This window comes from Micromonospora solifontis, from assembly GCF_003725545.1.
In the GTDB taxonomy this organism is placed as follows: domain Bacteria; phylum Actinomycetota; class Actinomycetes; order Mycobacteriales; family Micromonosporaceae; genus Micromonospora; species Micromonospora solifontis.
In genome coordinates this window covers 19561-31151 of record NZ_RJLN01000064.1, presented here as the reverse complement: position 1 = coordinate 31151, position 11591 = coordinate 19561, and the positions used below count along the sequence as shown (strand labels likewise).

Genomic DNA, 11591 nt, shown 5'->3' with positions numbered 1-11591 from the left:
CCCACCCCGGCGCGTACCCCGGCGGGGCGGCGCACCCCGGCGCGTACCCGGGCGGGGCGGCGCCTGCGGCCGTGACGGCCAGGCGGATCCCGGAGGATCCGCCGTTCGTGCTTCGGCAGAGCGTGGGCAAGCGGGCGCTGCTCTTCGTGTTGATGATTCTCTTCATCGGCCTGGTGATGGCCTGCCCGCTCGGGGCGGCGGTCTCCGCCGGGAACGCTGACCCGGTGGTGCTGCTCGTCGTCCCGGCGTTCCTGCTGCTGTTCGCGCTGCTGCTGAGTTTCCAGCTTTGGTTGATCACCTCGGGCGGCCCGGTGCTCGCGGTCGGGCCGGACGGGCTCTGGATCAAGACCCGGCCCACCCGGGGGCAGGCGATCTGGCTGCCCTGGGCGGCGATCGACCGCATCTACCTGCGGCGCTGGGCGCTGGAGAAGATGCTCTGCGTGAAGCCGCACGACCCGCGGGTCGGCTCCGGCCTGGGTGTCTACACCGCGCTCGACTCGGGTCTGCAGCAGGCGTTCTTCGGCACCGGCTTCGCCGCGACGGTCAATTTCGCCGATCGGCCCGAGGAGGAGATCATGCGGGCGGTCGTCGGCTACTCGGCCGGCCGCTGCCGGGTCGGCTGAGCCGGAGCCGCCGGCGGCTGTGCATTACCGCACACCCCGCACCCGCTCGGTTGCCGCCGGTTCCCATCTCGTTAGGCTGCGGCAAATGGCCTGTCTCATTCGATGACGGGCGTCAAACTGATTTTCCGAAGCTGGTGGCGGCGCGACGGCGCGCCGCGGAGACGGGACGGGACGCGCAATCGTGGACCTGTACGAGTACCAGGGGCGGGACCTGTTCGAGCGGCACGGCTTGCCCGTGCTCGCCGGCGGCGTCGCCACTACCCCGGAGGAGGCCCGCGCGATCGCCGAGCGCCTCGGCGGCCGGGTGGTCGTCAAGGCGCAGGTGAAGGTCGGCGGCCGCGGCAAGGCCGGCGGCGTGAAGCTGGCCGAGGGCGCGGAGGAGACGGTGGCCCGGGCCACCGACATCCTCGGCATGGACATCAAGGGTCACACGGTCCACAAGGTCATGATCACGGTGACCGCGGACGTGGCCGAGGAGTACTACTTCTCGTACCTGCTCGACCGGGCGAACCGCACCTTCCTCTGCATCGCCAGCGTGGCCGGCGGCATGGACATCGAGCAGGTCGCCGCCGAGACGCCCGAGAAGGTCGTCAAGGCCCCGATCGACGCCAACACGGGCGTGGACGAGGCGAAGGCGCGCGAGATCGTGGCCGCGGCCGGCTTCCCGGCCGAGGTCGCCGACCAGGTGGTCGAGGTCGCGGTGAAGCTGTGGCAGGCGTTCGTCGCCGAGGACGCCACGCTGGTCGAGGTGAACCCGCTGGCCACGACCAAGGACGGCAAGCTGCTGCTGCTGGACGCCAAGGTCACCCTGGACGAGAACGCGGCGTTCCGGCACCCGGACCACGAGGCCCTGGTCGACCAGGCGTCGGTGGACCCGCTGGAGCAGGCCGCCAAGGAGAAGGACCTCAACTACGTCAAGCTCGACGGCGAGGTCGGCATCATCGGCAACGGCGCGGGCCTGGTCATGTCCACGCTCGACGTGGTCGCGTACGCCGGTGAGCGGCACGGCGGCGTCAAGCCGGCCAACTTCCTCGACATCGGCGGCGGCGCGAGCGCCGAGGTGATGGCGAACGGCCTGGAGATCGTGCTCTCCGACCCGTCGGTGAAGAGCGTCTTCGTCAACGTCTTCGGCGGCATCACCGCCTGCGACGCGGTCGCCAACGGCATCGTGCAGGCGCTGGCGCTGCTCGAGCAGCGGGGCGAGAAGGCCACCAAGCCGCTCGTCGTCCGCCTCGACGGCAACAACGCCGAGGCCGGTCGGGCGATCCTCGACGGCGCGAACAACCCGCTGATCCAGCGGGTCGACACCATGGACGGCGCGGCCGAGCGGGCCGCCGAGCTGGCAGCTGCGGGGGTCTGACAATGGCTATCTGGCTGACCAAGGACTCCAAGGTCATCGTGCAGGGGATGACCGGCTCCGAGGGTTCGAAGCACACCCGGCGGATGCTCGCCGCCGGCACCAACGTGGTCGGCGGCGTCAACCCGCGCAAGGCCGGCACCACCGTCGACTTCGACGGCACCGAGTTGCCCGTCTTCGCCTCCGTCGCGGACGCGATGAAGGAGACCGGGGCCGACGTCACGGTCATCTTCGTGCCGCCGCAGTTCACCAAGGCCGCGGTGGTCGAGGCGATCGACGCCGGCATCGACCTGGCCGTGGTGATCACCGAGGGTGTGCCGGTGCACGACACCGCCGCGTTCTGGGCGTACAACGTGGCCCAGGGCGAGCGGACCCGGATCATCGGTCCGAACTGCCCGGGCATCGCCTCGCCGGGCGCCTCCAACGCCGGCATCATCCCGGCCGACATCACCGGCTCCGGCCGGATCGGCCTGGTCAGCAAGAGCGGCACGCTGACCTACCAGATGATGTACGAGCTGCGGGACATCGGCTTCTCGACCTGTGTCGGCATCGGCGGCGACCCGATCATCGGGACCACGCACATCGACGCCCTGGCCGCGTTCGAGGCCGACCCGGAGACCGACGCCATCGTGATGATCGGTGAGATCGGCGGTGACGCCGAGGAGCGGGCGGCCGAGTTCATCAAGGCCAACGTGACCAAGCCGGTGGTCGGCTACATCGCCGGCTTCACCGCCCCGCCCGGCAAGACCATGGGCCACGCCGGCGCGATCATCTCCGGTTCGGCCGGCACCGCGGACGCCAAGAAGGCGGCCCTGGAGGCGGTCGGCGTCAAGGTCGGCAAGACCCCGACCGAGACCGCCAAGCTCATGCGGGAGATCATGTCCAACCGCTGAGCGGTCGTACGACGTGCGGAGGGGGTCGACCGGATCCGGTCGACCCCCTCCTTCCGTCAGCGGTACCAGTACGGGTAGTAGGAGTGCCCCCGCGCCCGGATGACCGCGCTGGCGATGATGTTGATGACGCCGAACGCGATCGCCAGCCAGCCGAGCAGCGGTGACTTCCCGAAGCGCCGGGCGTCCCGGATCGACAGCCAACCGAAGACGATGCCCAGGATGCCGCAGCAGAGCAGGCCGAAGATGATCCCCAGGACGCCCCACAGGGTGGTCCGGTCACGGCCGGCGGCCGGTGGCGGTGGCGGTGGCGGATACGGAGCGTTCACGGCTTCCTCCGAGCGGTCGGTGCCGCGACAGGAAAGGTCGCGTCCTGGGCCGAGGCTAAACCGGATCGGGACCGCCGAGCCGGTGGATCAGGGAACTCGCCGAGGTCCGGACGCGGTATCGGACTGCCGCCACGGGCACGGCGTGCCAGAGTAGAACCCGATGTCACCCGTCACCCCCGACCAGCCCCACCGGACCGCCGCCGGGGCGGCCGCCGACGCCCGGCCCACCGGCCGGGCCGGAGCGGGTCCCCGGGTGCCCGCACCCCGATCGGGGGAGGGCCCGCGCGGGCGGGCTCCGCTGCCCGTCGCCGCCGGGGTGGCGGCCGGCTGGGCGGCCCTGACCTCCTGGCTGCCGGTCACCCTGGTGCTCGGCCTGGCGCAGCTCAGCGAGGACGCCGGCTCGCTGCCGGGTGCGCTGCGCGCCGGTCTGGCCGGTTGGCTGCTCGGCCACGGTGTGCCGTTGCAGACCTCCGCCGGGCCGTTCGGCCTGGCCCCACTGGCCCTGACCGGGCTCGTCGTCTGGCGGCTGACCCGGGCCGGTGTGCACGTCAGCCGGGCGATCGGCGCCCGCGGCGGCCGGTCCGCCCGCCAGGCCCTCACCGTCGGGGTCGCGGTCGGTCTCGGGTACGCGCTGCTCGGTGTCCTCGCCGCGGTCACGGTCAGCGTCGGCGGCGTGCGGGTCTCCCCGGTCCGGGCCGGGGTCACCTTCGCCGTGGTCGGCGCGCTCGCCGCGCTGGTCGGCGCGGTGCGGACGACCGGCGTGTCGGGGCTGCTGGCCCGCCGGTCCGCGCCGCCGCTGCGGGACGGGATGCGTACCGGTCTGGTCGCCGGCCTGCTGCTGCTGGGCGCCGGTGCCGGGGCGGCCGGGCTGGCCGTGGCGACCGGGGGTGGGGACGCCGCCGACATGATCGGCGCGTACCGGACCGGGGTCGCCGGTCAGGCCGGCATCACGCTGGTCAGTCTCGCGTACGCCCCGAACGCCACCATCTGGTCGGCCAGTTACCTGCTCGGCCCCGGGTTCGCGGTCGGCACCGACACGGCCGTGCGGACCAGTGAGGTGTCGGTGGGCGCGCTGCCGGCCGTACCGTTGCTCGCCGGGCTGCCGCGCGGCCCGGTGGACGGGTTCGGCGCGGCGCTGCTCGCGGTGCCGGTGCTGGCCGGGATGGCGGCCGGCTGGCTGCTGGCCCGGCGGCTGCTGCGGATCGCGGCCGAGGAGCGGACGTCGGTCGGCTGGCCGGCGGTGCTCGTTCCGGCGGCGCTCGCCGGCCCGGTGGCCGGCGTGCTGCTCGGCGTGGCCGCGGCGGTGTCCGGCGGCCCGCTCGGTGGCGGGCGGCTCGCCGAGATCGGCCCGATGCCGTGGCAGGTGGCCGGGGTGGCCACCCTGGTCATCGCCGTCGCCGCCCTGCTCGGCGCCGCCGCCACCCGCGCCCTCACCCGCGCTGTCCCCCCACCCCGCCCCGCCCGCTCTCCCCGCCCAACCGCCAAAACCCCCTAACCCCCACCCCCCTCCACCGCCCCCTGCCGGCCCCTCCACGCCGAGTTGATCAAGGGATTTGCGTCGGGGAGCCGCCGGATTCTGACGCAAACCCCTTGATCAACTCGGCGGGGCCGAGGTGGGGCTGGGCTGGGTGGGGTGGGGGTGGGGACGAGAGAGGGGCGGCCGGCGGCTGCCGGACGCCCCTTTCTCGGGTTCGGGTCAGGAACCGAAGTTGTTCAGGTTGATCATGGCGCCCGCGAAGGCGCTGATGATGGAGAGCACGATGCCGACGCCGCCGCAGATCAGGGCCGCCTTGGCCTGGCCGCCGTTGGTCGCCTCACCGGCCTGGACCTTCTTCTGGGCCAGGATGCCCAGGACCACGCCGGCGATGCCGCCGATGATGCCCAGCGGGGTGCAGCAGAGGGCGAACACGATGGACGCGATGCCGGCGATCATGCCGATCAGGCCGAGGGTGTTGTTCTGCCCCTGCGCCTGCGGGTAGCCGGCGGCCGGGTACTGCGGCGCGGCGCCGTACGGCTGCTGCTGCTGACCGTACGGGTCCTGGTACGGCTGCTGCTGCCCGTAGGGCTGCCCGGAGGTCGGCTGGCCGTAGGGCTGCCCCGAGGTCGGCTGCTGCCCGTACGGCTGCCCGGAGGTCGGCTGCTGCCCGTACTGGGGGGCCTGCGGCGGCTGGGCGTACGGGTCCTGGCCGTAGGGCTGCCCGGAGGTCGGCTGCTGCCCGTACTGCGGGGCCTGCGGCGGCTGGGCGTACGGGTCGTACTGCGGGGAGGTCGGGTCCTGGTTGGGCTGCTGCTGGCCGTACGGGTCCTGACCGGGGTAACCGGGCTGCATTGCTGAAAGCTCCTCAAACTGGGGGTCGACGTCCGTGGTCGGTTGCTGCCGCTCATCATTCCGCCCAGCACCGGGACGCCGCGGCACACGGGCCCGGGACCAAGGTCACGATGTCGACGCCCGGTCGGCCGGAAAAACCGGACACCGGGCGACGGCAGCGTATCGTGCCGGCGCCAACCGGGGAGATCACCGCGAGCCGGCCGCCCGACCGCCGGACGTACCGACCAGCCCGATAGGGTTGCGGCGTGACCGAGCCCGCGTCCGTCGCCCGCCTCGTCGTCCTCGTCTCCGGTTCCGGCAGCAACCTCCAGGCGCTGCTGGACGCCACCGCCGACCCCGGGTACGGGGCCCGGGTGGTCGCCGTCGGCGCCGACCGGGACGGGATCGCCGGGCTGGACCGGGCCGCCGTGGCCGGGGTGCCCGCCTTCGTCGAGCGGCTGACGGACCACCCGACCCGCGAGGACTGGGACAAGGCGCTCACCGCCCGGGTGGCCGAGCACGAGCCGGACCTGGTGATCAGCGCCGGCTTCCTCAAGCTGGTCGGCCCGCACTTCCTGGCCGCGTTCGGCGACCGCTACCTGAACACGCACAACACCCTGCTGCCGGCGTTCCCCGGCATCCACGGCCCCCGGGACGCGCTCGCGTACGGGGTGAAGGTCACCGGGGCCACCCTGTTCTTCGTCGACGCCGGGATGGACACCGGCCCGATCGTCGCCCAGGTCGCCGTGCCGGTGCTGGACGACGACGACGAGGAGACGCTCACCGAGCGCATCAAGTCCGCCGAGCGGCGCCAGCTCGTCGAGCAGGTCGGTCGGCTGGTCCGTGAAGGTTGGACGATCACCGGCAGAAAGGTCACCGTTCCGTGAGTGCCACTGAGGACGCGCGTCGCCCGATCCGGCGGGCGCTGGTCAGCGTCTACGACAAGACCGGCCTGGTCGAGCTGGCCCGGGCCCTGCACGAGGCCGGGGTGGAGATCGTCTCCACCGGCAGCACCGCGTCGACCATCTCCGGCGCGGGGGTGCCGGTGACCCCGGTCGAGCAGGTGACCGGCTTCCCGGAGATCCTCGACGGCCGGGTGAAGACCCTGCACCCGAAGATCCACGGTGGCCTCCTCGCCGACCTCCGCAAGGACGCGCACGCCGCCCAGCTCGACGAGCACGGCATCGCCGGCATCGACCTGCTGATCTCCAACCTCTACCCGTTCCAGGCCACGGTCGCCTCCGGGGCGGGCCAGGACGAGTGCGTCGAGCAGATCGACATCGGCGGCCCGGCGATGGTCCGGGCCGCGGCCAAGAACCACGCCTCGGTCGCCGTGGTGACCGACCCGGCGGCGTACCCGGCGTTGCTGGCCGCGCTCGCCGAGGGCGGCTTCACGCTGGCCGAGCGCCGGGCGCTCGCCGCCCGCGCGTTCGCCGACATCGCCGAGTACGACGTGGCCGTCGCCGACTGGTTCGCCACCACCGTGGCCCCGGCCGCCGACGGGTGGCCGGAGTTCGCCGGCCTGTCGCTGCGCCGGCAGGCGGTGTTGCGCTACGGCGAGAACCCGCACCAGGCGGCGGCGCTCTACGCCGACCCGGCCGCCCCGGCCGGGCTGGCCCAGGCCGAGCAGCTGCACGGCAAGGAGATGTCCTACAACAACTACGTCGACGCGGACGCCGCCTGGCGGGCCGCGAACGACTTCCCGGAGCAGCCGGCGGTGGCGGTCATCAAGCACGCCAACCCGTGCGGAATCGCGGTCGGGGCGGACGTGGCCGAGGCGCACCGCAAGGCGCACGCCTGCGACCCGGTGTCGGCGTACGGTGGCGTGATCGCGGTGAACCGGCCGGTGAGCGTCGAGCTGGCCCGCCAGGTGGCGGAGATCTTCACCGAGGTGCTGGTGGCGCCCGGCTTCGACGAGGGCGCGGTGGAGATCCTCCGGGCCAAGAAGAACATCCGGCTGCTGCGCGCCCCGCGGTTCGCCCCGCTGCCGGCCGAGTGGCGGCAGGTCACCGGTGGTGTGCTGGTGCAGCTGCGGGACGCGATCGACGCCGAGGGCGACGACCCGGCGCACTGGCGGCTGGCCACCGGCGAGGCGGCCGACGAGGCGACCCTGCGGGACCTGGCGTTCGCCTGGCGGGCGGTGCGCGCGGTGAAGAGCAACGCGATCCTGCTGGCCAAGGAGGGCGCCACGGTGGGCGTCGGGATGGGCCAGGTCAACCGGGTGGACTCGGCGCAGCTCGCGGTCAGCCGGGCCGGGGCCGACCGGGCCCGCGGCGCGGTCTGCGCCTCGGACGCCTTCTTCCCGTTCGCCGACGGTCCGAAGATCCTCATCGAGGCCGGCGTCCGCGCGATCGTCCAGCCGGGTGGCTCGATCCGCGACGAGGAGACCATCGCGGCCTGCAAGGAGGCCGGCGTGACCATGTACCTGACCGGCACCCGGCACTTCTTCCACTGACCGACGGGGACGACGGGGGCGTGGCCGCGCGGCCACGCGCCCATTTCACGTAACGGATCCCTGCCGGAAAACGCTGTCACGCCAGCCCCGTTGACCAGCCGAAAGTACGACGGCCGGCCGTTGCCGGCTGGTGAAAACTGTTGCTAGCGTTGTCCCGCAGCAAGCGATCGACCCTCCCCGTTCTCTCCGCCGCCCGCCCGAGCTGCCTCCCCTCCTCCCGACAGGGCTTGCCGATGCGCGCACTCGACCGGTTGACCGCCGCCGTCGTCGCGCTGGCGTTCGTCCTGGCCGGCCTGGGAGCACCCGGCCGCGGCGAGACCCTTGAGCCCGGCGCGGTGGTCATCGCCGCGCACCGGTCGATCGTCCACGACGGCCCGTCCGCTCTTCCTCCGGATGGACGGTCCCTGCGACGACTCCAGCTCGGCGCGTCCGCGCCGCGACCTGGAGTCGTCGACGCGTCGGCCACCACGCCGGAGCGTCCCGCCCCGCCCTCCGTCGACCCCCGAGCCGCCGGCGCGCGCCTCACGCACCCCGGCGCTCCGTCGGAGCTGTGGACGGAATTCTCCGGTGGACCCGGTGGTGATCACCGCGCCGGCGTCGCCACCAGCGACGGACCGGACGATCTCCTCCTGGCCGTGCCCCTGCGCGTCGTCGGCACCCCGCGTTCGGTGGTCGCCCCGACCCGCTACCGGGAGCCGGCCGTGTCGCTGCCGACCCGTGGCAGCCGGCCCAGCCGGGCCCCGCCGGCCCGGGCCTGACCCTCCCCGCACCGCCCGTCGGGTGTGACCTGCCGTCCACCCGGGTGCTCAACCGTTCCGGACGTGCGCGGCGTCAGACGCGCCGGGCCGGAGTGGTCGCAGCCTGCCGAGGGTCCACTGCGGATGCTTGCCGTCCGATCAGCCAAGCGCCATGGCCGCCACCCGTCGGCCGTGGTTTCCCACCCGGGCCGACCGCTCGGGGACCCCTCGAATCGGAGGATTCGCATGTCCAAGTCCCGCTGGCGCAAGCCGGCGACAATCGCGGGCGCGCTGGTGCTCACCGCCGCGCTCGGTGGCGTCGTCGCCACCAACCACGAGGTGCGGGAGAAGCTCGGCCTGGCCGACGAGCCCGGCGCCAACATGCCCTGGCACCCCAGGGAGTTCATGGAGATGGCGGCCGGGGAGTCGTCCGAGGAGGCCGGCGAGGAGGCCTTCGAGGCCCGCACCATCGCCGAGCAGTTCGCCCAGGCCCGGTACGCCCCGGGCATCGTCTCGCCGGGTGCGTACTCGAACGCGCTGAGCCAGCTGAACGGCATGGCCGCCACCAAGGGCACCTGGCGCGAGGTCACCAGGATCAAGTACGACGGTGACGACCCGCGCTACCGCGACTACGCGTCCAACTCGTCCGGGGGTGCCGGCCTGGTCACCGGCCGGATGACGGGCCTGGCCGCGGACAACAGCGGTTACGTGTACGCGGCCGGCGCGGACGGTGGCGTGTGGCGTTCCTCGACCGGCGGCGGGAGCTGGACGCCGATCGCGGACGCGCTGCCCACCCTGTCCAGCGGCGACGTCGTGCTCGCCACCGACGGCTCGCTCTGGTACGCCACCGGCGAGGCGAACACCGGCGCCACCTCGTACGTGGGCGCCGGCGTCTACCGGCTGGCCAACCCACGGTCCGGCACGTTCAAGGCGACCGACCGGGTCGGCGGGACCGAGCTGGAGAGCACGGTCATCAACAAGCTGCGCTTCTTCGACGGCAAGGTCTGGGCCGCCACCAACCGGGGCCTGTACTCGCACGCGATGGGCAGCACCGGCGGCGCCTGGAAGCTGGAGTTCACCCCGAACCCGAGCTACCTGCCGGGTGGCGCGAACGCGGGCACCGCGAACGCCGCGTACAAGAACATCGTCAACGACGTGGCGGGCGACCCGCGCAACCCGAAGCACGTGGTGGTCGCCTCGGCCTGGCGGTCCGGTGACACCTACAACGGCTTCTACGAGACCGCCGACTACACCGCCGGTGGCTGGACGAAGATCAACCCGACCGGCGCGATGCCGGCCGACGACATCGGCTACGTGACGTTCGCCTTCTCCGCCGACGGCGGCAAGCTCTACGCGATCAACCAGTCGCCGAGCCTGCTGAACAAGCCGGTCGGCAACGTGAACAGCTACCTGGACGGCATCTACGTCTCCAACACCGGCAACCCGGCCGGCCCGTGGAACAAGATCGCCGACTCGTCGAAGCTGGGCAACTCCGGCTCCGCCCTCAAGCAGACGGTGATCGGCAAGGGCTACGGCCCCGGCATCCAGGCCTGGTACAACCAGTTCCTGGCGGTCGACCCGGCCAACCCGAACCACCTCTGGGCGGGGCTGGAGGAGGTCTACGAGTCGACCGACGCCGGCGCCAACTGGAAGACCGTGGGTCCGTACTGGAACTTCGGCTTCTCCTGCTGGAACATCTACGACTCGCAGAACAAGTGCAACAAGACCACCCACTCCGACCAGCACTCGGTGGCGGTCGGCAACGGCTTCGTCTACGTCGGCAACGACGGTGGTGTCTACCGCCGGCCGATCAACGGCAGGACCGACAAGGACGGGCACGCCACCGACTGGCAGAGCCTGAACGACGGCACCATCGACGCCCTCCAGTACTACTCGGTGTCGCTGGGCAGGGACCCGGCGAAGGCCGGCACCATCGTCGCCGGCGGCCTCCAGGACAACGGCGTGTCCATCCTGCGTGCCGGCGACACCGTGATGGGCTCCAACTTCGGTGGTGACGGCGGCGACGGCTTCGCCGACCCTGCCAACGGCTGCCGGCAGGTCCAGGAGTACACCAACCTGGCCATGCGGGTGACCGAGAACTGCAACGCCAACCCCGGCCCGGGCACGGCGGACACCTCCACCTCGCGGGACATCCAGCCGTACACCTCGTCGCCGGGCGACGAGCTGGCCCGGTTCATCGCGCCGTTCGCGCCGGACGACCACGACGCCGACGTCTGGGTGGCCGGTGGCCAGCACGTCTGGGTGAACACCAAGGGCTACGCCATCCAGGACGGCAAGGGCTGGACCAACGTGTTCGACCTGGGCGCCGGCCACACCGCCACCTCGGTGGCGGTCTCGGGCGGCATGGCGTACGTGGGCTGGTGCGGGCCGTGCAACAACGCCGGTTTCGCTCGGGGCGTCGCGGTCGGCAAGGTCAACGACCCGTCGAGCTGGCACCAGCTCAGCCTGCCGGGTGACTTCCCGAACCGGTTCGTGCAGGGCGTCGGGATCGACCCGGCGAACGGCGCGCACGCCTTCCTCGCCGTGAACGGGTTCTCCCGCCGCTTCACCGAGGGTCCCGGCGCGGGCTACGGCCACGTCTTCGAGACCACCGACGCGGGCGCGACCTGGAAGGACGTCTCGGCGAACCTGCCGGACGTGCCGGCCAGCTCGATCAAGGAGCTGTCCAACGGCGCGCTGGTGCTCGCCACCGACCTGGCCACGTTCTACCGCGCGCCCGGCGCCACCGACTGGCAGCGGCTCGGCGCCGGCCTGCCGCTGACCGTCGGCATGGACGTCGAGTACAACGCGGCGGACAACTCGGTCTACGTCGCGACGCACGGCCGCGGCATCTGGGCGTTCAACCTGGCGCAGCTCTGAAAGCAGGGGCCC

10 protein-coding genes are annotated in these 11591 nt (G+C 72.7%); 8 read left to right on the top strand and 2 right to left on the bottom strand.

The window, feature by feature from the left end; genetic code table 11:
* From EFE23_RS20210 to sucD, 3 genes are all read left to right on the top strand, one after another.
* Nucleotides 1–623: hypothetical protein (locus EFE23_RS20210; RefSeq protein WP_204348493.1), on the top strand; the 623-nt coding region annotated here is incomplete at its 5' end.
* Nucleotides 624–804: 181 nt separating this feature from the next.
* Entirely contained in the window at nucleotides 805–1983 is a 1179-nt protein-coding gene (gene sucC, locus EFE23_RS20205) for an ADP-forming succinate--CoA ligase subunit beta (RefSeq protein WP_123242511.1), read from the top strand.
* A gap of 2 nt (nucleotides 1984–1985) precedes the next feature.
* A complete protein-coding gene (gene sucD, locus EFE23_RS20200; protein WP_123242510.1) occupies nucleotides 1986–2873 on the top strand; it encodes a succinate--CoA ligase subunit alpha in 888 nt (295 codons plus the stop codon).
* A gap of 56 nt (nucleotides 2874–2929) precedes the next feature.
* Here sucD and EFE23_RS20195 read toward each other — a convergent pair whose 3' ends face one another.
* Nucleotides 2930–3199: a DUF4190 domain-containing protein gene (locus EFE23_RS20195; RefSeq protein ID WP_123242509.1), complete on the bottom strand. Its 270-nt coding sequence runs from the start codon at nucleotides 3197–3199 to the stop codon at nucleotides 2930–2932.
* A 160-nt stretch (nucleotides 3200–3359) separates the two neighbouring features.
* Between EFE23_RS20195 and EFE23_RS20190 the strand changes: the two genes are divergently transcribed.
* Nucleotides 3360–4694, top strand: a complete 1335-nt coding sequence (locus EFE23_RS20190; RefSeq protein WP_123242508.1) for a cell division protein PerM — start codon at nucleotides 3360–3362, stop codon at nucleotides 4692–4694.
* A gap of 201 nt (nucleotides 4695–4895) precedes the next feature.
* Here EFE23_RS20190 and EFE23_RS20185 read toward each other — a convergent pair whose 3' ends face one another.
* Nucleotides 4896–5528 (bottom strand): DUF4190 domain-containing protein, encoded by a 633-nt coding sequence (locus EFE23_RS20185; protein WP_123242507.1) that lies wholly within the window; start codon nucleotides 5526–5528, stop codon nucleotides 4896–4898.
* A gap of 245 nt (nucleotides 5529–5773) precedes the next feature.
* Here EFE23_RS20185 and purN point away from each other — a divergent pair, with 245 nt between their 5' ends.
* The 4 genes from purN to EFE23_RS20165 all read left to right on the top strand — a co-directional run bounded on the left by purN (nucleotide 5774) and on the right by EFE23_RS20165 (nucleotide 11579).
* Nucleotides 5774–6394: a phosphoribosylglycinamide formyltransferase gene (gene purN / locus EFE23_RS20180; RefSeq protein ID WP_123242506.1), complete on the top strand. Its 621-nt coding sequence runs from the start codon at nucleotides 5774–5776 to the stop codon at nucleotides 6392–6394.
* Complete coding sequence (purH, locus tag EFE23_RS20175; protein WP_123242505.1) at nucleotides 6391–7962, top strand: bifunctional phosphoribosylaminoimidazolecarboxamide formyltransferase/IMP cyclohydrolase; 1572 nt, start codon at nucleotides 6391–6393, stop codon at nucleotides 7960–7962. The genes purN and purH overlap by 4 nt, the downstream gene beginning before the upstream one ends.
* 233 nt (nucleotides 7963–8195) lie before the next feature.
* Nucleotides 8196–8720 (top strand): hypothetical protein, encoded by a 525-nt coding sequence (locus tag EFE23_RS20170; protein ID WP_123242504.1) that lies wholly within the window; start codon nucleotides 8196–8198, stop codon nucleotides 8718–8720.
* 225 nt (nucleotides 8721–8945) lie between these two features.
* Nucleotides 8946–11579, top strand: a complete 2634-nt coding sequence (locus EFE23_RS20165; protein WP_123242503.1) for a beta propeller repeat protein — start codon at nucleotides 8946–8948, stop codon at nucleotides 11577–11579.
* Nucleotides 11580–11591: the final 12 nt, after the last annotated feature.

Bases quoted from the DNA above. Each gene is read 5' to 3' on its own strand.
- EFE23_RS20190 (WP_123242508.1), top strand. From the start codon at position 3,360: ATGTCACCCGTCACCCCCGACCAGCCCCACCGGACCGCCGCCGGGGCG.
- EFE23_RS20165 (WP_123242503.1), top strand. From the start codon at position 8,946: ATGTCCAAGTCCCGCTGGCGCAAGCCGGCGACAATCGCGGGCGCGCTG.
- EFE23_RS20170 (WP_123242504.1), top strand. From the start codon at position 8,196: ATGCGCGCACTCGACCGGTTGACCGCCGCCGTCGTCGCGCTGGCGTTC.
- sucD (WP_123242510.1), top strand. From the start codon at position 1,986: ATGGCTATCTGGCTGACCAAGGACTCCAAGGTCATCGTGCAGGGGATG.
- EFE23_RS20185 (WP_123242507.1), bottom strand. From the start codon at position 5,528: ATGCAGCCCGGTTACCCCGGTCAGGACCCGTACGGCCAGCAGCAGCCC.